Genomic DNA, 25937 nt, shown 5'->3' with positions numbered 1-25937 from the left:
GCCGTTCCGGACGGGTATTGGCTGCCGTTCAGCGACTGGTGATGACGTGCTGGCTGTGGCGGTCGTAGATCTCGGTGAGGAACTGCTCCACGGCGACCGCGGTGTGCGCGGCCCGCGGCGAGCCGAAGATGTCGAAAGCGTGCTGCGCCAAAGGCAATTCGGCGTAGACCACCGGATTGCTGCTGGCCTCCCGAAGTCGCGTGCTGAACGCGCGGCCTTGCTCCACGGGCACCAAGGAATCGTTTCGTCCATGCAGCACGAAAAAGGGTGGGGCATCGGCGCAGATGTAGCTCGTCGGGGACGCATCGCGATAGGTGTCGGGGAATCGCCGACGGCTCTGCTTGAACACGTACGCCCCCAGTGCCGGGGTCAAGAGCGGATGAAGTCCGGTTTCCCCGGTGAAGTCGTAGATCCCGTAAAACGGAACCGCGGCCCGCACACTGGTGTCGGCGTCGGCGAATCCCGGCTGAAATCGCGGATCATGCGCAGTCAGCGCGGTCAGGGCACACAGGTGTCCGCCCGCCGAGCCGCCGGTCACCGCCACCCAGTCCGGGTCGCCGCCGTAGTCGGCGATGTGTGCTTTGGTCCAGGCCAGCGCCCGCTTGACGTCGATGATGTGGTCAGGCCAGGTGGACCGCGGGCTGAGGCGATAGTTGATCGACACACACACCCAACCTCGCTCCACCAGGTGCGCCATCAATGGATGTGCTTGGCCGCGTTTGCTTCCCACCATCCAGGCACCGCCGGGAACCTGGAGCAGCACCGGCGCCCGGCCGTCGCGGGGGAGGTCACGGTGTCGCCAGATGTCGAGGGTGTTGCGCCCGCCGTATTCGCCGTAGGGGATATCGGAGTCGGTGGCGTAGTCCCGATAGACCCGCATCATGCGCGCCACGCCGGGAGCCTTCGCGATCTCGGCGTCGGGACCCGGTCGCTTCCATAGGCCGCTGCTGTCGGTGCGGCGAGTCGCACCGAGTTCGGCATCCAGGGCCTCGGTCAGCGGCCGATTGCTGGTGCGCCCGGCATGGTTCAGCCCCAGCAGGCCCAGCCACGAGATGGCCGACAGCAGCCATCCGGCCCGGCGCGCCTGCGGTGAGAGCCACCGCGACAGTGCCGCCAATGCCGCGGACTGGCCGGCGATCAGCTGCAGTGGCAGCTCCGAGGCGAACAGACCAAAGGCAAACGCATACAGCGACGGATAACCGCGCTTGGTCAAGGGGCGATAGCCGTTGATGGTGGTGGCCAGACCGGCCAATGAGCCCAGTACAGCCAAAAGCCTTGTCATTGCGCTCCTCAGCGTTGTGAGACGACCCATTTCGGCACCCTACCGAAGGCGGCCGAAGCGCCTGGTCACCGTGCGGGGGTCACCGACAGCGAACGGCTCGCCGATCCGTACGAGGCGAGGGGCCGGGCGGCCACCAGAAACCAGGTGCGCATCTTGCCCTTGCCTTTGACATCGACGTCCCCGCGCTCCTCGAACTCGAAGTCGTCGTTCAGGCGGTCCTTGACATCTTGGGGGACCTGGATGCGGTTCGCGACGCCGGTGGACTCCATGCGGGAGGCAAGGTTTACCGCGTCACCCCACACGTCGTAGAAGAAGCGGCGATTACCGACTACCCCGGCGACCACCGGCCCGGTGGCCAATCCGATCCGCAACGACACCGGCCGGCCCATCGGGTCGCGTAACTCGCCGACGGTGGCGGCGATGTCGAGTGCCAGCCGTGCCAGCGCGTTCAGGTGGTCCGGCCGTGGGTCGGGAACGCCACTGACCACCATGTAGGAGTCGCCACTGGTCTTGATCTTCTCCAGGCCGTGCTGGTCGACGAGGCTGTCCAAGCCGCTGTAGAGCTCGTTAAGGAACCCGACCAGTTGGCCCGGGTCGGTCTGGCTGGCCCGCCGGGTGAAGTCGGCGATATCGGCGAACAGCACCGAGGCGTCCGGATAGCTGTCGGCGATCACGTCGATCGCCGGGTTCTTCAGTCGGTCTGCGACCGCCGTGGGCAGGATATTGGCCAACAGGGCTTCAGAACGCTCGTACTCGGCTTCCATCGCCGCTTCGGCGTGCGCGATCTCGCGCAGCGCGAACCACACGGTGGCCACCACCATGAAGCAGGCCGAGACGACGACCAGCACGAACGACAGGTTGTGCAGCCAGGCCGGCTGGTGAAGGTTGTCGGCGGGGACCAGAAACTGCAGGGCGATGGTCAGTGCCGCCCCGATGCCTGCCACGATGGCGGCGAGTTTGATCCGGTCGACGCCCAGAATGAGCACACTGATGGAGGCCGCCGCCAGGAAGTAGAACTGGATGCCTGATCCGGTTCCCACCATCCAGCACACGATCGTGGTCGTCAGGTAGGCGATGCCGACAAAGGCCAGCGGCGCGATGAGCTCTCCGTAGTGGTAGAGCAGCGGGGTCAGGGCCAAGGCGGTCGCGGCAATCAGATTGATCGCGCCGATCCACCAGTACTTCGGGTCGACCCAGATCTCGAGCATGCCCCAGCCCGCGCTGATGAAGGCGGCAAGTCCGGCAGCCAGCTTGAGGATTCGCAGCCGCTGCGACCAGCGCGCGGCGTAATGGCGGTTGCGAGCCGGGATGCAGTGCGAGCGCCGGTACGGGGTCTGGGCCTCGGCCGGCACCGCAAGAAACCGCTTGACGGACACAACCGACAGCCTAATGCGCTGAGCTGGGATGTTGGCGGTTTCCGCAGCTAGATGGGGTGCGTCTAAGGTCACCGACCATGGTGATGCGTTCCGTGGCGTTGTTCGTGTTGGCCGCCATCGCAGAGATCGGTGGGGCCTGGCTGGTGTGGCAGGGGATACGCGAGCATCGTGGCCTGCTGTGGGCCGGGGCCGGGGTGATCGCCCTGGGCCTCTACGGTTTCGTGGCCACCCTGCAACCCGACGCGCAGTTCGGCCGAATCCTGGCCGCCTACGGCGGGGTGTTCGTCGCCGGATCGTTGGTGTGGGGAATGGCGTTCGACGGATTCCGGCCCGACCGTGCCGATGTCCTGGGCGCGCTGATCTGTCTGATTGGGGTGGGCGTGATCATGTATTGGCCGCGCTGAGCGGGAGTCAGCCCACCGGCTCGATGCCGGCGGAGGAGATCGCGAAGCCGCGTTCGGAGGGGCTGACCGTGCAGGTCACGCCGGTGGCTTCCGACCGGCAGGTGAACGGCCCGGCACCCGCGCTCTGGCCGAACGGGAGCGTCGGTTGATCGTAGGGCGGATCGGACAGGCACTCGACATTGTCACCGCAGATCGCCAACTCCCCGTCGGTGTCCATCGTCACGTGCTGCGGTGGGTTCATCGACATGCAGTACGCAGAGTCGCGCAGCTCGCCGCGTCGGTAGTTGATCTCGCAGCTGACTCCGGCCCGTGTCCCGAAGAACGGCACAAAGGGCAGCTGGCATGACTCGCAGTCGTCCTGGTCGGGTGCGCGAAAGGCGTCTTGAAGCGGGTCACGCTGCAGAAGGTTGCCACCGATACCGCCGTCACGGCCGGGGGCGGCTTCGGACTGCACCCGCACCATGGGCGGCGCGTGCCCGTTGTCCTGCGAGTGATCCGAGGGCCAGAGGAGAAAACAGATCGCCGCGACCAACAGCATGGTCAGCACAACCAGCACGGATTTCCTCAATGGCCCTCCTCGGCTGCCGCGACCCCGGCGTGGCCGAGTCTAGGTTCGGCGCTGTCCGTTGGGGGCGACATTGGTAAACCATTCGAGACCCGGGGATGCCGGGGACCGGGAGGCTGCGGCGAGATACCGGATGCGAGATAGCGATTGGCCCGGCTCGAGGCGGCCTGGTGCTGCGACGCTCTCCTACAGAACGGGGCCAAAATGCGTACGGCGCACGCCCTGGCGCGACACGCGAGCCTAACGGCCACCAGCGCTACACGCTTCGTGACTGACGAACGTCGCAAGCAAGCGATTGACCGTCTCAACCTTGGAGATTTCACGAACCATGTCAGCGAAAGGCGAATAAGGTAATGACCGTGGGATGTATTCGTGGACTTTTGTTCGCCTCGGTGGCGCTGGTGACAGTCGGCGTGATGGGCACCGCGCCTGCGGCGGCCGACCCAGGTATTCCGGGCGACCCGGGCACGCGTTGCCAGTCGGATGCGTTCGGGACGACGCAGTGGTGCGATGAGCCGATCCGCGAGGATGGCACTTGGCGGCGCTGCTGGCACACGTCCGGCTACTCGTTTTCGAACGGGTACGGCGGCGTGGGTGGATTTGTACCTGCGACTGGCCGCTGCGTGACCATCGACGCCGGCAGTATCCCGTTCGGACAGCCCGGCCACATCGACGGCTGATCGGGACCGGGCTGTTCTGACAATGCGAAAGGCGCAGGTTCGGATCCCGTCGGGGCGACTCATGGGCCCGTAGTTCAGCGGTAGAACACCCGCGTGACGTGACAAGGAGGGCCGCCCCCAATGTCCGGGGCCGGCCTTCGTTGCTTTTTGCTCCTACGCGTCCAGCTAGGACAGCCACTCCCTGATGTCGTTGGCGGTGTTCGGGTCGGCTCCGTAGACGGTGATGGGTGTGTGGGTGGTGCGATTGCCGCCGAGGAGGTTGAGGAGGCGCTTGCGGTTGGCGGTCTGCCCGGTTGGGCAGGATGCGTTCGGGCTGAATGGTGGCTTTAGGCATGAGGCCGATGCCGTTGGCTACTCCGCCCTCGTCGAATTCCGCGAGGCCCCTGGGCAGGCTGGCACGGACTGTGGCGAGTGCGCCGCCCACTAAGGGGGCGAGGATGCTGCTTGTGGTGCCCTCGGTGAGATTCGAACTCACACTGCACGGGTTTTGAATCCGTTTCCTCTGCCAGTTGGGATACGAGGGCCCGGCGCTGGCGCGCGGTTTCCTACCTTAGACGATGCCCCTCGGGGTTGCCCCAACCGGCAGCCAGGACAGAATAGGAGGCATGACCGAGCCCACGCCCGCCAGCAGCCCGCGCCCCACCCGGCGGGTGGTGATCGCCGAGGACGAGGCGCTGATCCGGCTGGATCTCGCCGAGATGCTGCGCGAAGAGGGCTACGAGGTGGTCGGCGAGGCCGGTGACGGCCAGGAGGCCGTCGAGCTGGCCGAGCAGTTGCGTCCCGATCTGGTGATCCTGGACGTGAAGATGCCGCGCCGCGACGGCATTGACGCTGCGTCGGAGATCGCCGCCAAACGCATCGCGCCGATCGTCATCCTGACCGCGTTCAGCCAGCGCGACCTGGTGGAACGGGCCCGCGACGCCGGAGCAATGGCCTATCTGGTCAAACCGTTCACCGCCGGGGACCTGGTCCCGGCCATCGAGCTGGCAGTCAGCCGGGCCGACGAGATCACCGCCTTGGAACGCGAAGTCAGCACGCTGGCCGAGCAGCTGGAGACCCGCAAGCTCGTCGAGCGCGCCAAGGGTGTGCTGCAGACCGCGCACGGCCTCACCGAGCCCGAGGCCTTCAAGTGGATCCAGCGCGCTGCGATGGACAAGCGAACCACTATGCGGCAGGTGGCCGAGGTGGTGCTGGAGAACGTTCAGGCCCCGGCCAAGCCGCCGGCCTGAGCGGCACGCCACCGACCCGCCTGAGCCCCGCCGCGCTGGCTCAACCAGTACGCTCGATGGCGTGCAGCGCAGAATCATGGGCATTGAGACCGAGTTCGGTGTCACCTGCACCTTCCACGGCCATCGCAGACTGTCGCCCGATGAAGTGGCGCGGTACCTGTTCCGCCGGGTGGTGTCCTGGGGTCGTAGCTCGAATGTGTTCTTGCGCAACGGGGCTCGGTTATACCTCGATGTCGGCAGTCACCCCGAGTACGCCACCGCCGAGTGCGACAACCTGATTCAGCTGGTCACTCACGACCGGGCCGGCGAGCGGGTGCTCGAAGACTTGTTGATCGACGCCGAGCAGCGGCTGGCCGATGAGGGGATCGGCGGCGACATCTACCTGTTCAAGAACAACACCGACTCCGCCGGCAACTCCTACGGCTGCCACGAGAACTACTTGATCGTGCGGGCCGGGGAGTTCTCCCGAATCTCTGACGTGCTGCTGCCGTTCCTGGTCACCCGCCAGCTGATCTGCGGCGCCGGCAAGGTTTTGCAGACTCCCAAAGCCGCCACGTTCTGCCTGTCCCAACGTGCCGAGCACATCTGGGAGGGCGTCTCCAGCGCGACCACCCGCTCCCGCCCGATCATCAACACCCGCGACGAGCCGCACGCCGACGCCGAGAAGTACCGGCGCCTACACGTCATTGTCGGCGACTCCAACATGTCGGAGACCACGACGCTGCTCAAGGTGGGCAGCGCGTCGCTGGTGCTGGAGATGATCGAGGCCGGGGTGTCCTTCCGCGATTTCTCGCTGGACAACCCGATCCGGGCGATCCGCGAGGTCAGTCACGACATGACCGGCCGCCGGCCGGTGCGCCTGGCCGGTGGGCGCCAAGCCGGTGCGCTGGATATCCAGCGTGAGTACTACGGGCGAGCCGTGGAATACGTGCAGACGCGGGCGGCCAGCAACCCGCAGCTTGAGCAGGTCATCGACCTGTGGGGGCGCCAGCTCGACGCCGTCGAAACGCAGGACTTCGCCAAGGTCGACACCGAGATCGACTGGGTGATCAAACGAAAGCTGTTCCAGCGCTACCAGGATCGCTACAACATGGAGCTGTCCGATGCCAAGATCGCGCAGCTGGACCTGGCCTACCACGACATCAAGCGCGGCCGCGGCGTGTTCGACCTGCTGCAGCGCAAAGGGTTGGCCGCACGCATCACCACCGACGAGGACGTCGACGCGGCGGTCGAGACCCCACCGCAGACCACTCGCGCCAAGCTACGTGGCGAATTCATCAGTGCCGCACAAGCAGCCGGCCGCGACTTCACCGTCGACTGGGTGCACCTCAAGCTCAACGATCAGGCGCAGCGCACCGTGCTGTGCAAGGACCCCTTCCGGTCGGTCGACGAGCGGGTCAAGCGCCTGATCGCGAGCATGTGACGGGCGCGATGACCCGACTGAGTGGCCTCGCCGTGCTGCTCACCATGGCCGCCGCCGTGGCGGCGGCCCCGGCCGCACATGCAGACGGTGTCGTCGCCTGTCAGTTCAGCGTCGTCAAACCGTTCGTCTACTCCGTCGACGGGGCCGACTACGTGGGCAGCCGCGTTGACGTCAGGGACTGCCACACCGTTCGGCCCGGGACCGCGCTGATGATTCAGATGCATCTGACCGCCTCCGGTGCACCTTTGGAGCTGGCCGGGCCGTCACACACGTTGACATACCACGAGACCCGTGAGGTGCACGACGGCGATAGCTTCTCGGTGACGTTTCCCAACGACCACACGCTGATGCCGCTGTATCCCGGCGTTTACGGTGCGAAGGCCTCGGCGCACGCCGAACTTGAGGGCCAGCCGCAGACCGGGGACCCCGAATTCTCCGATTACCAGTGCAGCACCTGGGACTTCCCAGGCCTGTCCTGCGCGCCCGCGGACCGCATGTGAACATTCGCGTAACCCGCGAGCCTTATCCTGTTCTGTCATGGCCACCGCCAAGGTCGAACGACTCCTGAATCTCGTGATCGCGTTGCTGTCCACCCGCAGCTACCTCACCGCCGAGAAGATTCGGGCCACCGTGGTCGGCTACGGCGACAGCCCCAGCGACGACGCCTTTTCTCGGATGTTCGAACGCGACAAGAATGAGCTGCGTGACCTGGGCATTCCCTTGGAGACCGGTAAGGCATCCGGGTTCGACACGGTGGAGGGCTACCGGATCAACCCCGACACTTACGCCCTGCCGGCCATTGACCTGACCCGTGAAGAGGCCGCCGCAGTGGCCGTCGCGGTGCAACTGTGGCAGTCACCGGAGCTGCGCGCCAACGCCGAGGGTGCAGTGGCCAAACTGCATGCCGCCGGCGTCGAGGTGGATTCGAATCGGACAGATGTTTTGGTGGCACCGCCGACCGCCCTTCAGGGCATGCATCGGGCCGAGCCGGCGCTGGGTGCCTTGATGGACGCCGTCCAGGCCGGTCAGGCCGTGCAGTTCGAGCACCGGCCCTCGCCGGTCGAGCCCTACGTGACTCGCACGGTGGAGCCGTGGGGTGTGGTCACCCACGCCGGTCGTTGGTACCTGGTCGGCCACGACCGAGACCGCAACGCGGTGCGCACCTTCCGGCTGTCGCGGATCGGGCCCAAGGTGCGGCCGATCGGGCCGCCCGACACCGTCACCCGACCCGACACTGCCGATCTGCGCGTGATCGTCGCCGAGGCCGTCGGCGACGCCCCCAGCGGGATACAGGCTCGTATCTGGGTTGCCGACGGGCGCGCGGTGGCACTGCGCCGCGCCGGCAGGGTGCTGGCCCGCGAGCCCCTGGCCGGCCGCGACGGCGACATCATCGGCCTCGACATGGGAACCCACGATCGGCTGGCGCGGGAAGTTGCCGGATACGGTGCCGACGCCGTCGTCCTGGAGCCGGCATCGTTGCGCGACGACGTGTTGTCGCGGCTGAGTGCCCGGGTGGGGGAGGTGCCGGTATGACGCAGCTGTCCAAGCGACTGGTCCGGCTGTTGAACATGGTGCCCTACCTGAAGGCCCGGCCGGGGATCACCAAGGAACAGGCCGCTGCGGAACTCGGTGTCAGCCTGAGCCAACTGCAGACCGATCTGGAGCAGTTGGTGATGTGCGGCCTGCCGGGATACGGGCCCGGTGAGCTGATCGACGTGACGTTCTACGACGACCGCCTCGATGTGTTCGAGTCAGCGGGCGTGGATCGTCCCTTGCGCCTGACGTCGCGCGAGGCCACCGCCATGCTCATGGCATTGCGCACGCTGGTCGACATGCCCGGAATCGTCGATCCGCGCGCCGCCCGTAGCGCGATCGCCAAGGTCGAGGAGGCAGCCGGGGCCGCCGCACCGGCGCCACCTGCCTCGGCGGTGGCCGACGAATCCGCGGCCGACGTGGTCCGCGACGGTGTGCGTCGGCATCGCGCACTGGCCATCGACTACTACGCCGCGTCGCGCGACAGTGTGTCGCGTCGCGTCGTCGATCCGATCCGCGTGGTGCTGATCGGAACCCACAGCTACCTGGAGGCATGGTGCCGCGAAGCCGAAGGGGTGCGGCTGTTCCGGTTCGACCGCATCGACGAGGCACGACTGCTCGATGAGCCGGCCGCCCCACCGGAGCCGGCGCGCCAGGCCGACACCGACACCTCGCTGTTCGACGCTGATCCGTCCTTACCGGTCGCCACGGTGCGGTTGGCGCCGACGGCGGCATGGATGTTCGAGTACTACCCGATGCAGGCGGTCGGGCAACTATCCGACGGATGGATGGAGGCCCAGCTGACGTACGCGTCCGAAGAATGGCTGACCCGGCTGCTGCTGGGAATGGGCGACGAGGTGCAGGTGGTGGCACCGGAATCGCTGGTCGCGGGGGTGCGAGACACAGCGTTGGGGGCACTGGCGATGTATGAGCAGGTACGCCCTTGACGCTGTACACCCTCGAGACCCTGATGGCCGATTTCGCTTTTCTGGCCCTCATGGTGGGTGTTGTCGTGGGTATCTTCTTCCTGGTCAAAGCCAAGGCCAAGGCCGCTGCTCCGCCGCCCCAGGTACCCGACTGGTATCCCGACCCAGCGGATGCCGCATTGCTGCGCTATTTCGACGGTCAACGCTGGACCGAGGCCACCCGGCCCCGGGATGCACCGCCGAACTCGTGAGCTGCGGTAGCATCGTGGCGACGTCTGGAGGTAACCAAAGTGAACGCATTAGGACCGTCGCACCTGGCGATCCTCGCCGTCGCCGTGGTCATTTTGTTCGGCGCCAAGCGACTGCCCGAAGCGGCACGCTCGCTCGGTAAGTCGCTGCGCATTTTCAAGTCCGAGGTCCGCGAGCTGCAGAACGAGAGCAAGCCGGATTCGACTGCCACCTCGACCACCGTCGCGTCCGAGCGGGTCGATCCGCCGGGCGGCCAGTCGGCGTAACCGGTCCCGCCGTCGCGGCGACCGCGCCCCATTCGACTGTGCGCAATCTCGGAGTTCTGCGGCGGCTTGATCCTCGGCAACGGCGCAGCCGTGTCAATCCCGATGGGACGATGTCCCTGGTCGATCACCTTCGGGAGCTACGCACCCGCCTGCTGATCTCGATGGCAGCCATCGTGCTCACCACGATCATCGGCTTCATCTGGTACACCCAGCCGCTCTTTGGCCTGGAAAGCCTAGGCGAGTGGCTTCGCCAACCGTACTGTGAGCTGCCCGCCTCAGCGCGCGCCTCGATCGCCCCCGACGGCCAGTGTCGACTTCTGGCCACCGCGCCGTTCGACCAGTTCATGCTGCGTCTCAAGGTGGGCTTGGCTGCCGGAATCGTGTTGGCCTGCCCGGTGTGGTTCTACCACCTATGGGCGTTCATCACCCCGGGGCTGTACCGCAAGGAAAAGCGCTTCGCGGTGACGTTCGTCGTGTCCGCTGCGGTGCTGTTCGTCACCGGCGCCATCCTGGCCTACCTGGTGTTGTCCAAGGCGCTCGGATTTCTGCTCACCGTGGGCAGCGATGTCCAGGTGACTGCCTTATCCGGTGACCACTATTTCGGTTTTCTGCTGAACCTGCTCATGGTGTTCGGCATCAGCTTCGAGTTCCCCTTGTTGATCGTCATGCTGAACATGGTCGGCGTGCTGAGCTACGACCGGCTCAAGGAGTGGCGGCGCGGCCTGATCTTTGCCATGTTCGTCTTCGCCGCGTTCTTCACGCCTGGCTCAGACCCGTTCTCGATGATCGTGCTGGGCTGCACCCTGACGTTGTTGCAGGAGCTCGCCATTCAGATCGCCCGACTGCACGACAAGCGCAAGGCCAAGCGGGAGTCCGCCGGCGCGCTCTCCGACGACGAGGCCTCACCGATCGACGCGCCCACTCCCGTTACCGCGCCTCATGAGTGATTCACCCGAGACACCCGGGGCCAGCGAGCTGAGCCGGTTCGCTGCCGAACTGCCCTTCGGCCTGGACGGTTTCCAGCGCCGGGCCTGCGCGGCACTGGAGGAGGGTCGGGGAGTGCTGGTGTGCGCGCCCACCGGTGCCGGCAAGACCGTGGTCGGTGAGTTCGCCGTGCATCTGGCCCTCGCCGGCGGCGGAAAGTGCTTCTACACCACACCGATCAAGGCTCTGAGCAACCAGAAGCACACCGACTTGGTGGCCCGCTACGGCAAGGTCCGGGTGGGGTTGCTGACCGGCGATCTCTCGGTCAATTCCGGCGCGCCGGTGGTGGTGATGACCACCGAAGTGCTGCGCAACATGCTGTACGCGAACTCTCCTGCACTGCAAGGTCTTTCTCACGTCGTGATGGACGAAGTGCACTTCCTGGCCGACCGCATGCGCGGCGCGGTGTGGGAGGAGGTCATCCTGCACCTTCCCGAGGAGGTGCGGCTGATCAGTCTGTCGGCCACAGTCAGCAACGCCGAGGAGTTCGGTGGCTGGATTCAGACCGTGCGCGGCGACACCACCGTGGTGGTCGACGAGCACCGCCCGGTGCCGTTGTGGCAGCACATGATGGTGGGCAAACGGTTGTTTGACCTGTTTGAGTCGCGGCCCGATGCCACCGCGCCCGTGGCTGGTGGGCGGCCGCGCGTCGACCCAGCGTTGCTGCGCCACATCGCGCATCGCCGGGAAGCGGACCGGCTCACTGATTGGGGCAGTGGCCGGCGAACCCGGCACGGCGGTCCCTCCGGCCGGATCGACCGGCCCACCTACCGGCCTCCGATGCGTCCCGACGTGATCGCGGTGTTGAACTCGGCTGGCCTGCTGCCGGTGATCACCTTCGTGTTCTCCCGCGCCGGCTGCGACGCTGCGGTCAAGCAATGCCTGCGTTCCCCCCTGCGGCTGACCACCGAAGCCGAACGGGCCCGGATCGCCGAGGTGATCGACCATCGCTGTGGCGATCTGGCCGACGACGACTTGGATGTGCTGGGTTACTACGAGTGGCGTGAGGCGCTGTTGCGGGGCCTTGCCGCCCACCACGCCGGCCTGTTACCGGTGTTTCGCCACACCGTCGAAGAGCTGTTCACCGCTGGTCTGGTCAAGGCGGTGTTCGCCACTGAAACCCTCGCTCTGGGTATCAACATGCCGGCCCGAACAGTGGTACTCGAACGGCTGGTGAAGTTCAACGGTGAGCAGCACGCCGCCCTGACCCCGGGGGAGTACACCCAGCTGACCGGGCGGGCCGGCCGGCGCGGCATCGACGTGGAAGGCCACGCGGTGGTGCTGTGGCACCCCAGCGAGAGCACCGCCGATCCCGATCAGGTGGCGGGTCTGGCATCCACTCGTACGTTCCCGCTGCGCAGCTCGTTCGCGCCCTCGTACAACATGACGATCAACCTGGTCCAACACATGGGGCCCAAGCAGGCCCATCAGCTGTTGGAGCAGTCGTTCGCCCAGTTCCAGGCCGACAGATCAGTGGTCGGATTGGTACGCAGCACCGAGCGAGGCGAACGCACCCTCGACGAGATCGCGGCCGAGATCGGCGGTCGCGACTCAGCGGTACTCGACTACGCCCGGCTTCGGGCGAAGATCTCCGAACGCGAACGGGCCCAGGCCCGAGCCTCGCGTCTGGCCAGGCGTCAGGCGGCCGGCGAGGCGCTTTCGGCGCTGCGACGCGGCGACATCATCACCCTGAGCAACGGCCGCCGCGGCGGGCTGGCAGTGGTGCTGCAGGCCGATCGGGAGTCCGACGAACCGCGGCCCCTGGTGCTCACCGAGCATCGGTGGGCGGGCCGGATCTCCTCGGCGGACTACTCCGGCGCCGTTCCGCCCCTGGGCACCATGAGCCTGCCCAAACGTGTGGAGCATCGCCAGCCCCGGGTCCGTCGTGATCTGGCCTCGGCGTTGCGCTCGGCGGCCGCCGGCTTAGTGGTTCCCAGCTCGCGCGGCGGGCGCGGCGGCAACGCGCACGACGGCCCGGTGGATCCGGAGCTGGCCGCGTTGCGCCAGCGCATGCGCGACCACCCCGTGCACGACGCACCCGACCGGGAAGCCCAGGTGCGTATCGCGGAGCGGTACCTGCGTGTCGAGGCCGACAACGCACAGCTGCGCCGGAAGGTCGAAGCCGCCACCAACTCGCTGGCACGTACCTTCGATCGCATCGTCGGTCTGCTCTCCGAACGCGGCTTCATCAGCGCCGCGGGAAAGGGCGACCCCAAGGTCACCGACGACGGCAGGATGCTGGCCAGGATCTACAGCGAGAGCGATCTTTTGGTGGCCGAATGCCTCCGTAGCGGGGCGTGGCACGGCCTTAAGCCCCCCGAGCTTGCGGCGGTGGTGTCCTCGGTTCTCTATGAGACACGGGGCGCGGACGGCCCCGGCGGACCGCCGACATTGCAGGCGCCCACCGAGCCGGTGCGCCGGGCCCTGCAGCAGACGCGCAAGCTCTCGGCGGCCTTGCGGGCCGATGAGCGTCGGCACGGCATCAACCCGACCCGGGAGCCCGACGACGGATTCGTCGCCGCCGTCTATCGGTGGGCTCGCAGCGGTGATCTTGCCTCGGCACTGGCCGCTTCGGACGCGGCCGGCGGCGGTTCGCCGCTGTCGGCGGGGGATTTCGTGCGCTGGTGCCGCCAAGTGCTCGACCTGCTGGATCAGCTGCGTAACGCGGCGCCCAGCCCGGAGCTGCAGGCCACGGCAAAACAGGCGATCGACACGGTTTTGCGCGGCGTAGTTGCCGTTGACGCCGGGTAGGCTGGTCCGGGCGCTACGGTGAGAGCCGGCGGTGATCAGCACCCGCTACGCGAGAGGACTTGAGGAACAACGATGAGCGGACCGCAGGGATACGACCCGACGCAGCCGTGGCAGCCTCAGCAGCCCGGTCAGCCCGAGGACCAGCCGGGCACCGGACAGGGTCCCGCAACCGGCGCTGAGCAGCAGTGGCAGCCCCCGGCCTATACGCCGCAGCAGTACCCCCAATACCCGCAGCAGGGCGCCTATCCTTCTGCGCCGCAGCAGTATCCCGGTTACCCGCAGCAGCAGCCCGAGCAGTATGGTCAGCCGCCCGCCTATGGCCAGCCCGGCCAGTACGGTCAGCCCGCTGCCTACGGCCAGCCCGGCCAGTACGGTCAGCCCGGCCAGCCTGGGCAGTACGGCCAACCCGGCCAGTACGGCCAGTACCCGCAGCAGCCAGGTCAGTACCCGGCGCCGGGAACTGCGACCAAACGGTCCGGTGTTGTCGGCCCCGTGCTCGCAGGATCGGTCGCAATCGCTGTCCTGGTCCTCTTGGTGCTGGGTTTCTGGAAGCCCGGTTTCTTCGTGACCACCAAGCTCGACATCGACAAGGCGCAGGAAGGCGTGCAGCAGATCCTGGCCGACCAGACCAACGGCTACGGCGCCAAGAACGTCAAGGACGTCCGGTGCAACAACGGACAGAGCCCCGTGGTCAAGCAGGGTGACACGTTCAACTGCGAGGTCAGTATCGACGGAACCAAACGCCAGGTGACCGTCACCTTCCAGGACAACTCGGGTACCTACGAGGTCGGCCGACCCAAGTAGGTCCGCACTGACCGGACTGCGGCTAGTCCGGCAGCCCGTCCAGCGCGCGCTGGAGCCGGGCGATCGACGAGCCCACCCCGAGTCGCTCCGCCAGTGCCGCCACCCGCGGCGGATCGGCAGCGACCCGGGGCAGCGTGTCCGAAGGTGTCGACAGGCTCACCGGGGCGTCGGTGACGACCCGCACCACCGGACCGGCGGCGTCGATGTAGTCCCGGCCTGCCTGTAGTTTTGCTCGAACCCCTTTGGCCAGCGCCGATCCCGGGTCGGCGGCTGCATCCAGCACCGCTGCAAGTGAGCCGTATTGGGTCAGCAGGCCGGCCGCGGTCTTCTCGCCGATGCCGGGTACGCCGGGCAGGCCGTCGGAAGGGTCGCCACGTAGCAGTGCCATCTCGGCGTAGGCGGCTCCGGCCCGCTCCACCGGCAGGCGATAGTGCTCGGCCACCTCGCCGGGCCCCCAGAGGGTGGCCCGGGCCAGCCCGCGGCCCAGGTAGAGCACCGACACCGCGACCGGATGCTCGGTGACCACCTGCAGCAGGTCGCGGTCACCGCTGACCACAATCACCGGATCGCGCCGTTCGGCCGCTGCCAGGGTGCCCAGCACATCGTCTGCTTCGAACTCGGGTGCACCGCCGGTGGTGATCCCGAATGCGTCGAGCAACTCGGCGATCATCTCCACCTGTGGGGTCAGGTCGTCGGGAACCTCTTCAATGTCGGAGGCTGCGGCGAGATCTGCCGATACCTCCCCGGCCACCCGGTGCGCCTTGTAGGACTCGATGAGATCAACCCGCCATTGGGGCCGCCAGTCCAGGTCCAAACAGACGACCAGCCGGCCCGGACGTTGACGGGTGATCAGCGTGGCCACGCTGTCGAAGAAGCCACGCACCGCGTTCACCGGTCGACCGTCGGGCGCGGTGATCGAGGAGGGCACCCCGAAGTAGGAGCGGAACCACATACTGGCACCGTCGAGCAGCAGCACGGGAGCAGACACGGCCTTCAGCCTATTTGCCACTGGAGTCAGCAGAGCGCGACGCCCCCGGGGCGCGCCACGTCGTGAGATGCATACGCGCACCGGGCGGTTAGCCTGATGGCGTGACTTCCCGGTTCGACAGCAGCGTCTACGCCCACCGACTGGCCGCCGCGGCCGCCGCCGCCGGGAAAGCCGGCCTGGCCGGGCTGGTGATCACCCCGGGCTACGACCTGCGCTATCTGATCGGCTCCCGGGCCCAGACTTTCGAACGCCTCACCGCCCTGGTGCTGCCGGCCTCGGGCTCGCCGACCGTGGTGGTGCCGCGCCTCGAGCTGGCAGCGCTTCGGGAATCGGCGGTCACCGACCTCGGGGTGGCGGTGCGTGACTGGGTCGACGGCGAGGATCCCTACCGCTTGGTCGCCGAGGCCCTGGGCGGTCCGGCGGCCGTTGCGGTCACCGATTCGATGCCGGCGCTGCATCTGTTGCCGCTGGTGGACGTGCTCGGCACGACGCCGGTCTTGGCAACCGGGGTATTGCGTGACCTGCGTATGGTCAAGGATCCCAGCGAGATCGACGCCCTTCGCCAGGCAGGGGCGGCCATCGATCGAGTGCACGCCCGGGTGCCGGAGTTCTTGGTGCCCGGACGCACCGAAGCTGACGTCGCGGCCGATATCGCCGAGGTGATCGTGGCCGAAGGCCATTCCGACGTAGCCTTCATCATTGTCGGCTCGGGTCCGAACGGCGCCGACCCGCACCACGAGTGCTCCGACCGTGTGCTGCAGGTCGGTGACATCGTGGTCGTGGACATCGGCGGTCCGGTGGAGCCGGGATACCACTCCGACTCGACCCGGACCTACAGCCTTGGCGATCCTGATCCGACTGTGGCACAGCGCTATTCGGTCCTTCAGGAGGCGCAGCGCGCGGCCGTCGCCGGCGTCCGGCCCGGGGTAACGGCAGAGCAGGTCGATGCGGCGGCACGCGACGTCCTCACTCAGGAGGGCCTGGCGGAGTACTTCGTGCATCGCACTGGGCACGGCATCGGCCTGTCGGTGCATGAGGAGCCCTACATCGTCGCGGGCAATGACGACGAACTCGCCGTGGGGATGGCGTTCTCGGTCGAGCCCGGGATCTATTTTCCCGGCCAGTGGGGAGCCCGGATCGAAGACATCGTGATCGTCACCGCCGACGGGGCGGAATCACTGAACAAACGACCCCACGACCTGGTCGTGGTGCCGGTGGGAGAATCGGTCGGTTAGCGGTTGCCGCGGTCGAGCAGGTCGGATGAGCCCAATACCCGCTCCACCTGCACTTCGATCACGACGCGTTGCGGGTTGACCCGCGGAGTGCGGTAGCGCTGCGCGTAACGCAGTTCGGCGTCACGGACGGCGGCGGGGGCGTCGTTGACCGTCGAGCTGCCCTCCAGCGAAAGCCAGCGGGCCCCGTCGACCTGGCTGAGTACCGCAACGCCTGCGCGCTCGGCATTGACCGCCTTCTGCGAGCCACCGGTGGTGATCACGCGGGCGATGTGAGTTTTCGGATCGAAGGTGAAGCCCACCGCCACCACATGCGGCGAACCATCCGATCGCAGGGTCGTCAGCATAGCCAGGTGACGTTCGGTGAGAAACGCCAACGCGTCACTGGTCAGTCGAGTCGTTGCGTTCGCCATCACCGCTCACGCTAGCGCAGGCGATAATCGCAGCCGTGAACGACACGGTTGATGGGCCAGTGGTGATTTTCGGCGGCCGCAGTGAGATCGGCGCCGAGTTGGCGCAGCGGTTGGCGCCGGGAGCGACGGTGGTCTTGGCGGCAAGGTCGGCTGATCGGCTCGATGCTGAGGTGGCGGCCGTGCGCGCCGCGGGGGCCGCGGCGGTGCACACGAAAGAATTCGACGCCGACGACCTGGCCGGACATGCCGCGCTGATTGCATCGGTCATCGCAGAGCACGGTCCGATTGGTACCGCCGTGTTGGCCTTCGGCCTCCTGGGCGATCAGGCCCGCGCCGAGGTCGACGCCGCGCACGCGGTGGCCGTCGTGCATACCGACTATGTCGCCCAGATCAGCCTGCTCACGCACCTGTCCGTGGCTATGCGAGCCGCCGGCCGGGGCCAGATGGTGGTGTTCTCTTCGGTTGCGGGAGTGCGCGTGCGCCGGGCGAACTACGTCTACGGTTCGGCGAAGGCCGGCCTGGAAGGCTTCGCCAGCGGTCTCGCCGACGCGCTCCACGGCTCGGGGGTCCGGCTGCTGATCGTCCGGCCGGGTTTTGTCGTGGGTCGGATGACGACCGGAATGGACCCGGCGCCGTTGTCTAGCACTCCGCAGCAGGTGGCCTCGGCGGCAGCCCGGGCGCTGCGCCGGCGCCGCCGCAGTGTGTGGGTGCCGTGGACCCTGCGTCCGCTGTTCGCCGTGCTGCGGGTCTTGCCGCAGACGATCTGGCGCCGGATGCCGCGTTAACATTCCCCACCGGAGACCACGATCCGGCATCCCATACGATATGAACGTAATCCGACATACTTGACCGGTCGGAAAATATGAAGAAATTCCGGTAAATTGTCTTAACTATTCCGGCATGACAGGACTAGAGTCTAAAACCATGGACGATCGCAAAAAAGACCCCTCGGTCGTGCTGCCGTACCTGGTCGGTCGGCCGCTTCCTGCGACAGAGGTATACGAGGCCTTCGGCTACCGGAAATCCGCCTACTACAAGGCCGCCCACGAAGGGCGTCTGATCACCGCAGACAACCTGATCAAGGTGGCCACCCACTTCGGACTGAATGCGGTTGATCTGCTGGTCCGCTACGGGCTGATCACCGTGGACGCGGTGGCAGACTTCGTCGACTCCGGGCGGCCCGCCCCCGCGCTGCCCAAGCTCGCCGATCTGTACCCCATCGCAAACCGCCCGCCGCTGTAACTGCTCGACAGTCGGCGCATCCTGACCAGGCGGCCTGCGGACGCGGGCGCCCCGGGCGGGTAGGTTCGCGGTCATGGCCCCCACTTTCGCCCAGATCGCCAAGTCTGACTACGTGCTGCTAACCACGTTCACCAAAGACGGCCGCCCCAAGCCCACCGCGGTGTGGGCCGCACCCGATGGTGATCGACTCCTGGTGATCACCCAGGAGTCGTCCTGGAAGGTCAAAAGGATCCGCAACACACCGCGCGTCACACTGGCGATCTGCGATATGCGGGGCCGGCCCAAGAGCGAGCCGCTCGAAGCCGTTGCCACCGTATTGGACAAAGCCGACAACGGGGCCGTCTACGCGGCCATCGGCAAGCGCTACCCGCTGATCGGTCCGGTGTTCAACTTCTTCAGCAAGCTGCGCGGCGGCATGCGCACCAATGTCGGCCTGGCCCTTTCCGCGGCCGATCCGGCTGCCTAATAGCCGAATTGACCCGCACCGCTGTCATCGGCCGTTCGTGAGGCGTCAGGCCTCGGCGCTCAGGTGCTGCCCGAAGAACGCGAACACTCGGTCCCAGGCATCCGCGGTCGCCGCGTCGTCATAACCGAAACCGGCGATGCGAATCAGCGGCTGGGCCGGAAGCTGATTGGCGAAGCTGTGCCCGGCCTCTGGGTAGACCTTGATGTCGTGCGCGATGCCCTTGTCCTCGACCAACCGACGGAGCCGGTCGGCGGCGCCGGCACCCAACAGGTCGCGGCCACCGAAGCTGGCCACGATGGGGCAGGCACCCTCCAAGGTCTGCTCTAGGTGCCGCGGCAAAGGGACACCGTAGAACGGAGCCGCAGCACCGAATCCACTGGAAGACAGAATCAAGGCGAACTGGCCACCCATGCAAAAGCCGGCGATCCCGACCGCACCCGAGCACTCCGACATGCCCAGCAGCTGATCGCGGGCGGCCAGAATGTCCTCGAGGGCGCGGCCGCGCTGGGTGAGCAGGTCACGAAACACGCGGGTGATACAGCGTGCCCGGCCACCCCGGGAGTACAGGTTCGGTGATAACGCCACATAGCCCGCGCTCGCGACACGTTCGGAGATGGCCTGCATATCCCGGCCGTAGCCGATCGCATCGTGGATCAGCACCACACCGGGCCACGGCCCGTGCCCGTCCGGAACCTCCAGCAGGGCGTCCAGGGGGCCGCCGGGCGCTTCGAGTCGGATGGTCGTCATGACCTCAGTATTGCGTCCCGATCCTCCCCGCGACAGGCCTGGAACCACCTTCTCGGCCCGGACGTTGATAGGGCATGGTGAGTGCTGTGCTGCGGTTCTTCGGGCTGTACGTCGTGGTCGAGGTGGCGGCGGTGGCCGCGTTGATCTGGGCGTTGGGTTTCGGCTGGACCACACTGCTGCTGTCGGGGGCATTCGTGGCCGGGCTGTTCCTGGCGAGTGCTCAGGTCAGGCACCAGATCCATCGGTTGCGCAAGCCTGCGGATCCCGGAGTGCTCGCTGACAGCGGACTGGTCACGGCCGGCACCGTGCTGGTGCTCGTTCCCGGCCCGGTCACCACGGTGCTGGGACTGCTGCTCCTGGCACCCCCAACCCGGGCCGCCGCTCGACCCCTGCTGACGGCGGCGGCGGCCACCGCACTGGGCCGGCATACCCCGTTGCTGGCGGCGGCCACCATGGGACGCCGGTGGTACAGCAGCCGCCGGGTGCCCGGGAGCCGGGCCGACTACATCGACGCCGAGTGGCTCGATGTCACCGATGACACCGCGGGGCCCCAGCGCGCCCTTCCGGTCGGCTGACCCGCAGCTCGCGCCGACCCGTACTTTCTACGTCGTGACCGTTGTGACGGGGAGACCCGCGTCCTTACTGCTCGGCGGACGAATCCATAGCCCAAGTCATCCTGATGCCACTGCCATGGCAGTCCGGGATGGGCTGGTGGCGTGGCTGGGCAGCGACGATGTCGGCCGTCACCAGTTCCCCCAGGCCGAGGTGATCGACCTTGAGGGTTCCTTGGTCACACCGGCATTCGTCGACAGCCATGTCCATGTCACCGAGACCGGGTTGTGCCGTACCGGGCTGGACCTTCGGCCGGCTACCTCGGCACGGCACTGCCTACAGTTGATCGCCGACTACGCCGCAGCACATCCGGGCGAACCGATCCGGGGGCACGGCTGGGACGAGTCCGGCTGGAGCGACGGCCCGGCCCTCGACACCACGGCCCTGGACGCGGTGGTGGGGGATCGACCGGCTTACCTGTCGCGCGCCGACGTCCATTCGGCGCTGGCATCGACCGCATTGCGCAATCTGGTTCCCGGGTTACCTGCGGGAATCGACGCGCAGGCCCCGCTGTCAGGAGACGAACACCACCTGGTGCGCGCCGCGGCGGGCACCCTGCTCACCGCGGCCCAGCGCGCCGAGGCCCGGGTCGCGGCGCTGGATGCTGCGGCCGCTGCTGGGATCGTCGCAGTACACGAGTGCGCGGGCCCGGACATCGGCGGCGCCGACGACTGGCAGGAGCTGCGCGCCTTGAGTCAAGGCGGACACGGGGTGGAGGTCATCGGCTACTGGGGCGAACCGGTCCGCACCGCCACCCAGGCGCACGCATTGATCGAGGCCACGGGTGCTCACGGACTCGGCGGTGATCTGTTCGTCGACGGGGCGCTGGGCTCGCACACCGCATTGCTCCACGAGCCCTACGCCGATGCCCCCGGCTGCACCGGGGTGTGCCATCTGGACACCGACGCGGTCACCGCCCACCTGTGGGCCTGCACTCAGGCGGGGGTGACCGCCGGGTTCCACGTGATCGGCGACGCCGCGGTGGCGTCGGTGGTCGCGGCATTGGAACGGGTGGTAGAGAAGTTCGGGGTTGCTGCGGTGGCTCGCTGCGGGCACCGACTGGAGCATCTGGAGATGGTCGACGCCGAACAGGCCGCCAAGTTGGGGTCGTGGGGCGTGATTGCCAGCATGCAGCCCGTCTTCGACGCCCTCTGGGGCGGCGAAGGCGGGATGTACGCACAACGATTGGGCGCCGAGCGAGCCGCCGGGATGAACCCCTTTGCGCTGTTAGCATCCCAAGGCGTGCCCCTCGCGTTCGGCTCCGACAGCCCGGTGACCTCGCTGGACCCCTGGGCGGCGGTACGTGCCGCCTCGCACCACCACACCCCGGGCCGGGCGGTGTCGATGCGGGCCGCGTTCGCGGCGTCGACGCGCGGCGGCTGGCGTGCCGCCGGCATCAACGACGGCATCACCGGCACGCTGGTGCCCGGCGCTCCGGCCTCCTATGCGGTTTGGGAGAACAGCATGCTCGCCGTCGAGGCTCCGCGCGACACCGTCCAGCGGTGGTCGACCGACCCGCGCGCGCGGGTGCCGGCCCTGCCGGTGCTCGAGGCCGGTGTCAGCCCGCGATGCCTGCGCACGGTGCACCGTGGTGTGGTCCTTCATGGCTGAGTTCCCCGGCGCGCCTGCTGCCGAGACCACCACCGAACCCACCACTGAAATTCCCATGGTTCCAATGGAAGACCTGACCGCCCCCGACCCGGCTGGCCCCACTCGGCTGGAGCGCTTCGGTGTCGCCGCGGCCGACCGTTGGGCACAGCTGGCCGCCTCGGTGGGCGCGGGCATGCTGTTGCGCTCCAGCTTCCCGCCACTGAACTGGTGGTGGGCCGCGGTACTGGCATTCGCATTGCTGGCCTGGGTGTTGGTGCGCCGAGAGACCACCGTCGCCGGGGGCTTCGGGTACGGCCTGCTGTGCGGCCTGGCGTTCTATGTACCGCTGCTGCCCTGGGTCGGCGGGCTGGTCGGGGCGTGGCCGTGGCTGGCGCTGGCGTTGATGTGTGCGCTGTTTCCGGCGCTTTTCGGTGCTGCCGCCGTGACGGTGCGTGGCTTGGCCGGCTGGCCCGTGTGGTTCGCGCTGCTGTGGTCTGCCCAGGAGTGGCTGAAGGCGGTCTTCCCGTTCGGCGGATTCCCTTGGGGTGTGGTGGGATACGGCCAGACCTCCGGACCACTACTGCCTCTGGTCGCGCTCGGCGGGGTGCCGCTGCTGTCCACCGGCGTGGTCCTGCTCGGTTGCGCCGGAACCGCTTTGACGATGGAGATCGTGCGGTGGCTGCGCAATCCACCGACACCCGACTCCACCGACCGTGTGCCCGCGGTGCTGATGCCCGGCCTGTGCCTGTGCCTGGTGATGCTGACCGCCGTCGTGGTGTGGCCTGGGGTGCGTCGGTCCGGGGTCGGAGCGGGCGACGAACCGACCATCACGGTGGCCGCCGTACAGGGCAACGTGCCGCGGCTGGGGCTCGACTTCAACGCCCAGCGCCGCGAGGTGCTCGACTATCACGTCCGCGAAACTCTGCGCTTGGCCGAGGATGTCGCCGACGGGCGTGCCCCGCAGCCGCTGTTCGTGGTCTGGCCGGAGAACGCCTCCGACATCGACCCGCTGATGAACGCCGATGCCGCTCGGCAGATCACCCTGGCCGCGCAGGCGGTCGACGCGCCGATCCTGGTGGGCACGGTACGTGCCGCGCCCGGCTGGACCCGGGACAATCCGGTGGCCTCGAATTCGGTGCTGGTGTGGGATCCGCACACCGGAGTGGGGGAGAGCCACGACAAGCGAATCGTACAGCCGTTCGGTGAGTACCTGCCGTGGCGCGGCTTCTTTCGCCACCTGTCCGATTACGCCGACCGCGCGGGATTCTTCGTTCCCGGCAACGGCAACGGCGTGGTGCACGTCGCCGGCGTCCCGATCGGAGTGGCCACCTGCTGGGAGGTGATCTTCGACCGGGCGCCGCGCCAATCGGTGCTCGCCGGCGCCCAGATGCTGGCCGTACCGACCAACAACGCCACATTCGACCAGACCATGAGCGAGCAGCAACTGGCGTTCGCCAAGGTGCGCGCCGTCGAACACGACCGTTACGTCGTCGTCGCCGGAACCACCGGTATCAGCGCCATGATCGCCCCCGACGGCCATGAGCTTGCCCGCACCGCCTTCTTCGAACCGAGCTACCTCGAGGGCCGCCTGCACCTCAAGACCTCGCTGACGCCGGCGACGCGGTGGGGGCCGGCCATCCAATGGGCGCTGCTCGGAGCGGCCGTTGCGGCCTTGGTGGCCGCCATACGGCAAAATGGAAACTTCATGCGCGTGCGGTTGACGCGACGTCACAACAAACGGGGCCGCACCGGCGCCGATGCGGAGAACGGGAGGAACGGCGCCGATGAGTGAGCGTCCCAGCCTGCACACATTGGTGGTCATCCCCACCTACAACGAGTTGGAGAACCTGCCGATCATCCTCGACCGGCTACAGCAGGCCCGCCCTGACGTACACGTACTCGTCGTCGACGACGGCAGCCCCGACGGCACCGGCAAACTCGCCGACGAGCGGGCGGCCGCCGACCCGACCCGCATCCACGTGATGCACCGCACTTCCAAGGCCGGGTTGGGCGCTGCCTACCTGGCTGGATTCGCCTGGGGGTTGGACCGCGACTACGAGGTGATCGTGGAGATGGATGCCGACGGCAGCCACGCGCCCGAACAGCTCTACCGGTTGCTCGATGCCATCGACGCAGGAGCTGACCTGGCGATCGGCTCGCGCTACGTCGACGGCGGAACGGTGCGCAACTGGCCAGTGCGTCGGCTGGTGCTGTCCAAGACCGCCAACACCTATGCCCGCGTGCTACTGGGCGTCGGAATCCACGACATCACCGCCGGCTACCGCGCCTACCGTCGAGGAGTTCTGGAGAAGATCGGATTGGACGCGGTCGACTCGAAGGGGTACTGCTTCCAGGTCGACCTGACCTGGCGGGCGGTCAACAACGGTTACACCATCACCGAGGTGCCGATCACGTTCACCGAACGCGAGCTGGGTGTGTCCAAGATGAGCGGTTCTAACATCCGCGAAGCGATGATCAAGGTCGCGCGGTGGGGGATCGGCGGCCGGCTGAACCGGCTGCGCGGCGCCCGCGGCTGACCGCCGCGGTCGCCAGCGCCTGACGTGCAGAGCCTAGGGCTCAGCCGCGCCGTTTCGTCTTGATCAGCTCAAGCCGCTCCTTGAGCAGCTCTTCGAGTTCCTCGACCGAGCGGCGCTCCAGCAGCATGTCCCAGTGGGTGCGCGGCGGCTTGACCTTCTTTGGCTCAGGCGCGTCGCCCTCGAGCAGTGCGCCTTCCATACCGTTCTTGCACATCCAGGTGCCGGGGAGCTCCGCGTCGTCGGCGAAGGGAACCTCGAACTCTTCACCGTTGTCGGTGCGGTAGCGCGCCATGCGGCGCGGCGCCAGGTCGTGGTTGCGGTCGGTCTCGTAGCTCACGGCTCCCAGCCGACTGCCCCGCAGAACACGATCAGCCATGACCCACTCTCCTTAATGCCTGTCAGTGAAATATGCCTCGCGAAAGTCAACGCGAGCGGACCCTGTGAAGTTCCCGGCGCACCCTGGCGCGACCTCTCATGATACCGGGATCATCGCGGCTTCCGGACTAAGGTGTGCAGACGTGCCACGCAGTGCCCGCCCCCAGCCGTGCCGTTGGTGTGGTCGCGACGTGGGAGATGCCGGGATCGGGCGGCGACGGCAATACTGCCGACAGTCCTGCCGGCAGCGCGCCTACGAGCAGCGGGCCCTGATCAGCAGCGGGAAGACGACCGCGCTGTCCCCGGACTCGGTGGTGCTCTCCGCCGACGAGGCGACGGCCCTGTCCGACCGGGTCTACCAGGTGCGATGTGCGGCCGAAGACATCTCGACCGCCTTGGGTGAAGGTGCTCCGCACGAGGAGCTGCGGCAGCTGTGCGACGTCCTGTTGCAGGCCGTTGATTCCGCCGACCGCTGGCGGTGAGGCTCAGCTGGCGCAGCTGAACAGCTTGCCGGCGGCGGCCGGCGGCGGGACGGGGTGCAGGCAGCCGAACGTCCCGATGCCCTCTGGGCTGAACAGCACTGCCGAGCGGTGCGCGTAGTTCACGCAGAACAGCCCGACTCGATCCGCGCGGCAGCGGTAGTCGCCGAAGGTCAATGCGGAGCCATCGGGTAGCTCGGCCCCGTCGCCGTGTACGAACCGACCGGGATCACCGTGTGCGGAGCCCACCTGCAGCGTGTTGCCGCCGAAGTCCACCCAGCCGCCCTTCCATTCGCCGTAGATGTCTTCGGGCTGGGCCGGTGGGTTCACCAGGTCCACCACACAAGCCAGCGCACTGTCGGGGGCGTCGGTAGCGGTCATGCAGGCGGTGGCGCGGCGGGGCGCCGCCGGCACCGTGAATGCAACGTCGTCGATCAGGTCGGTGACTTCGCCGTCCCGAGTGGCCTGGTGGTAGCCGGCAGGATCGACCGGCCGGCCGGCCTCGACCCAGGCGATGACGTCGGCGATCGCGGCGCCCGCCGCAGGAGGAGCCGACGGCTTCGCCGTCGGCGACGTCACCGAGGTGGACGCCGGTGCCGAGGTGGAGGTAGTGGCAGTGGACGTGCTCGGCTCCGGCTCGCTGACCTTCGCACCAGAACATCCGGCGATCAACAACAGGACGGCGATCAGCCCGGTGAGACGCATGCCGTTAGGCTAACCGCCGAGCTCTAGCGGCGGTCCCGCCTCACCTCTCCTTCGTCGAAGTTCGCTAACCGCTTGCGCC

At 67.6% G+C, this 25937-nt stretch carries 29 protein-coding genes and 1 tRNA gene; 21 read left to right on the top strand and 9 right to left on the bottom strand.

Features of this window, described 5'->3' with window-relative positions; genetic code table 11:
• Positions 1-28: 28 nt before the first annotated feature.
• Both G6N09_RS18510 and G6N09_RS18505 read right to left on the bottom strand, forming a co-directional pair.
• Positions 29-1282 (bottom strand): alpha/beta hydrolase, encoded by a 1254-nt coding sequence (locus G6N09_RS18510; RefSeq protein WP_109558824.1) that lies wholly within the window; start codon positions 1280-1282, stop codon positions 29-31.
• A gap of 65 nt (positions 1283-1347) precedes the next feature.
• Entirely contained in the window at positions 1348-2658 is a 1311-nt protein-coding gene (locus G6N09_RS18505; protein ID WP_083023276.1) for an adenylate/guanylate cyclase domain-containing protein, read from the bottom strand.
• A gap of 77 nt (positions 2659-2735) precedes the next feature.
• Here G6N09_RS18505 and G6N09_RS18500 point away from each other — a divergent pair, with 77 nt between their 5' ends.
• Positions 2736-3062, top strand: a complete 327-nt coding sequence (locus G6N09_RS18500) for a YnfA family protein (protein ID WP_083023274.1) — start codon at positions 2736-2738, stop codon at positions 3060-3062.
• Positions 3063-3069: 7 nt separating this feature from the next.
• Here G6N09_RS18500 and G6N09_RS18495 read toward each other — a convergent pair whose 3' ends face one another.
• Positions 3070-3630: a hypothetical protein gene (locus G6N09_RS18495; RefSeq protein ID WP_133053074.1), complete on the bottom strand. Its 561-nt coding sequence runs from the start codon at positions 3628-3630 to the stop codon at positions 3070-3072.
• 350 nt (positions 3631-3980) lie between these two features.
• Here G6N09_RS18495 and G6N09_RS18490 point away from each other — a divergent pair, with 350 nt between their 5' ends.
• Entirely contained in the window at positions 3981-4307 is a 327-nt protein-coding gene (locus G6N09_RS18490; RefSeq protein ID WP_133053073.1) for a CDGP domain-containing protein, read from the top strand.
• 447 nt (positions 4308-4754) lie between these two features.
• On the opposite strand, the gene G6N09_RS18485 is transcribed toward G6N09_RS18490, so the two are convergent.
• Positions 4755-4831 (bottom strand) — tRNA-Leu (locus G6N09_RS18485).
• Between the two features lie 81 nt (positions 4832-4912).
• Between G6N09_RS18485 and G6N09_RS18480 the strand changes: the two genes are divergently transcribed.
• From G6N09_RS18480 to G6N09_RS18440, 10 genes are all read left to right on the top strand, one after another.
• The gene (locus tag G6N09_RS18480) at positions 4913-5536 is read left to right on the top strand and encodes a two-component system response regulator PdtaR (RefSeq protein ID WP_083023264.1); all 624 of its coding nucleotides are present in this window, start codon (positions 4913-4915) and stop codon (positions 5534-5536) included.
• Between the two features lie 61 nt (positions 5537-5597).
• Complete coding sequence (pafA, locus tag G6N09_RS18475) at positions 5598-6959, top strand: Pup--protein ligase (protein WP_109558823.1); 1362 nt, start codon at positions 5598-5600, stop codon at positions 6957-6959.
• Positions 6960-6967: 8 nt separating this feature from the next.
• Positions 6968-7459 carry a hypothetical protein gene (locus G6N09_RS18470; protein ID WP_133053072.1) on the top strand — a complete coding sequence of 164 codons (492 nt, stop codon included), beginning with the start codon at positions 6968-6970 and terminating at the stop codon, positions 7457-7459.
• A gap of 37 nt (positions 7460-7496) precedes the next feature.
• Positions 7497-8492, top strand: coding sequence for a helix-turn-helix transcriptional regulator (locus G6N09_RS18465; RefSeq protein ID WP_083023259.1), 996 nt, complete (start codon positions 7497-7499; stop codon positions 8490-8492).
• Entirely contained in the window at positions 8489-9439 is a 951-nt protein-coding gene (locus tag G6N09_RS18460) for a helix-turn-helix transcriptional regulator (protein WP_083023256.1), read from the top strand. The genes G6N09_RS18465 and G6N09_RS18460 overlap by 4 nt, the downstream gene beginning before the upstream one ends.
• A complete protein-coding gene (locus tag G6N09_RS19635) occupies positions 9436-9669 on the top strand; it encodes a DUF2510 domain-containing protein (protein WP_234806920.1) in 234 nt (77 codons plus the stop codon). The genes G6N09_RS18460 and G6N09_RS19635 overlap by 4 nt, the downstream gene beginning before the upstream one ends.
• A 39-nt stretch (positions 9670-9708) precedes the next feature.
• Positions 9709-9933: a Sec-independent protein translocase subunit TatA gene (gene tatA, locus G6N09_RS19630; RefSeq protein ID WP_046188266.1), complete on the top strand. Its 225-nt coding sequence runs from the start codon at positions 9709-9711 to the stop codon at positions 9931-9933.
• Positions 9934-9971: 38 nt separating this feature from the next.
• Entirely contained in the window at positions 9972-10880 is a 909-nt protein-coding gene (tatC, locus tag G6N09_RS18450) for a twin-arginine translocase subunit TatC (protein ID WP_083023254.1), read from the top strand.
• Positions 10873-13668, top strand: a complete 2796-nt coding sequence (locus tag G6N09_RS18445; protein ID WP_083023251.1) for a DEAD/DEAH box helicase — start codon at positions 10873-10875, stop codon at positions 13666-13668. Before tatC ends, G6N09_RS18445 begins: the two co-directional genes overlap by 8 nt.
• Before the next feature lie 72 nt (positions 13669-13740).
• Complete coding sequence (locus G6N09_RS18440; RefSeq protein ID WP_083023248.1) at positions 13741-14472, top strand: DUF4333 domain-containing protein; 732 nt, start codon at positions 13741-13743, stop codon at positions 14470-14472.
• A gap of 22 nt (positions 14473-14494) precedes the next feature.
• On the opposite strand, the gene G6N09_RS18435 is transcribed toward G6N09_RS18440, so the two are convergent.
• Entirely contained in the window at positions 14495-15424 is a 930-nt protein-coding gene (locus G6N09_RS18435; RefSeq protein WP_407662700.1) for a 5'-3' exonuclease, read from the bottom strand.
• 137 nt (positions 15425-15561) lie between these two features.
• Between G6N09_RS18435 and G6N09_RS18430 the strand changes: the two genes are divergently transcribed.
• Complete coding sequence (locus tag G6N09_RS18430; RefSeq protein ID WP_083023244.1) at positions 15562-16695, top strand: M24 family metallopeptidase; 1134 nt, start codon at positions 15562-15564, stop codon at positions 16693-16695.
• On the opposite strand, the gene G6N09_RS18425 is transcribed toward G6N09_RS18430, so the two are convergent.
• Positions 16692-17105: a F420-dependent biliverdin reductase gene (locus G6N09_RS18425; RefSeq protein ID WP_083023242.1), complete on the bottom strand. Its 414-nt coding sequence runs from the start codon at positions 17103-17105 to the stop codon at positions 16692-16694. The two genes, G6N09_RS18430 and G6N09_RS18425, sit on opposite strands and share 4 nt — an antisense overlap.
• Before the next feature lie 35 nt (positions 17106-17140).
• Between G6N09_RS18425 and G6N09_RS18420 the strand changes: the two genes are divergently transcribed.
• The 3 genes from G6N09_RS18420 (at position 17141) to G6N09_RS18410 (ending at position 18813) form a co-directional block, all read left to right on the top strand.
• Entirely contained in the window at positions 17141-17890 is a 750-nt protein-coding gene (locus G6N09_RS18420; protein WP_083023239.1) for a decaprenylphospho-beta-D-erythro-pentofuranosid-2-ulose 2-reductase, read from the top strand.
• A 139-nt stretch (positions 17891-18029) separates the two neighbouring features.
• A complete protein-coding gene (locus G6N09_RS18415) occupies positions 18030-18347 on the top strand; it encodes a hypothetical protein (RefSeq protein WP_083023237.1) in 318 nt (105 codons plus the stop codon).
• Positions 18348-18420: 73 nt separating this feature from the next.
• Positions 18421-18813: a PPOX class F420-dependent oxidoreductase gene (locus G6N09_RS18410; RefSeq protein ID WP_083023234.1), complete on the top strand. Its 393-nt coding sequence runs from the start codon at positions 18421-18423 to the stop codon at positions 18811-18813.
• A 45-nt stretch (positions 18814-18858) separates the two neighbouring features.
• Here G6N09_RS18410 and G6N09_RS18405 read toward each other — a convergent pair whose 3' ends face one another.
• Positions 18859-19560 (bottom strand): dienelactone hydrolase family protein, encoded by a 702-nt coding sequence (locus tag G6N09_RS18405; protein WP_083023232.1) that lies wholly within the window; start codon positions 19558-19560, stop codon positions 18859-18861.
• 74 nt (positions 19561-19634) lie between these two features.
• On the opposite strand from G6N09_RS18405, the gene G6N09_RS18400 reads away from it, so the two are divergent.
• The 4 genes from G6N09_RS18400 (at position 19635) to G6N09_RS18385 (ending at position 24299) form a co-directional block, all read left to right on the top strand.
• On the top strand, positions 19635-20135 hold the full coding sequence (locus G6N09_RS18400; RefSeq protein WP_083023230.1) for an FxsA family protein: 501 nt from the start codon (positions 19635-19637) through the stop codon (positions 20133-20135).
• A gap of 115 nt (positions 20136-20250) precedes the next feature.
• Positions 20251-21783, top strand: a complete 1533-nt coding sequence (locus G6N09_RS18395; RefSeq protein ID WP_234806919.1) for an amidohydrolase — start codon at positions 20251-20253, stop codon at positions 21781-21783.
• Between the two features lie 64 nt (positions 21784-21847).
• Entirely contained in the window at positions 21848-23554 is a 1707-nt protein-coding gene (lnt, locus tag G6N09_RS18390; protein ID WP_083023483.1) for an apolipoprotein N-acyltransferase, read from the top strand.
• Positions 23547-24299, top strand: a complete 753-nt coding sequence (locus tag G6N09_RS18385; RefSeq protein ID WP_179959854.1) for a polyprenol monophosphomannose synthase — start codon at positions 23547-23549, stop codon at positions 24297-24299. The genes lnt and G6N09_RS18385 overlap by 8 nt, the downstream gene beginning before the upstream one ends.
• A gap of 40 nt (positions 24300-24339) precedes the next feature.
• Here the strand turns inward: G6N09_RS18385 and G6N09_RS18380 are convergent, their stop codons facing one another.
• A complete protein-coding gene (locus tag G6N09_RS18380) occupies positions 24340-24675 on the bottom strand; it encodes an RNA polymerase-binding protein RbpA (RefSeq protein WP_083023223.1) in 336 nt (111 codons plus the stop codon).
• A 142-nt stretch (positions 24676-24817) separates the two neighbouring features.
• Between G6N09_RS18380 and G6N09_RS18375 the strand changes: the two genes are divergently transcribed.
• Entirely contained in the window at positions 24818-25156 is a 339-nt protein-coding gene (locus G6N09_RS18375) for a hypothetical protein (RefSeq protein WP_083023221.1), read from the top strand.
• Positions 25157-25159: 3 nt separating this feature from the next.
• Here G6N09_RS18375 and G6N09_RS18370 read toward each other — a convergent pair whose 3' ends face one another.
• A complete protein-coding gene (locus G6N09_RS18370; protein ID WP_083023218.1) occupies positions 25160-25858 on the bottom strand; it encodes a hypothetical protein in 699 nt (232 codons plus the stop codon).
• Positions 25859-25937: the final 79 nt, after the last annotated feature.

This window comes from Mycolicibacter minnesotensis, assembly GCF_010731755.1.
GTDB classification, from domain to species: Bacteria; Actinomycetota; Actinomycetes; order Mycobacteriales; family Mycobacteriaceae; genus Mycobacterium; species Mycobacterium minnesotense.
The sequence above is the reverse complement of the archived record's forward strand: the minus strand, read 5'-3'. Positions and strand labels throughout refer to the sequence as shown.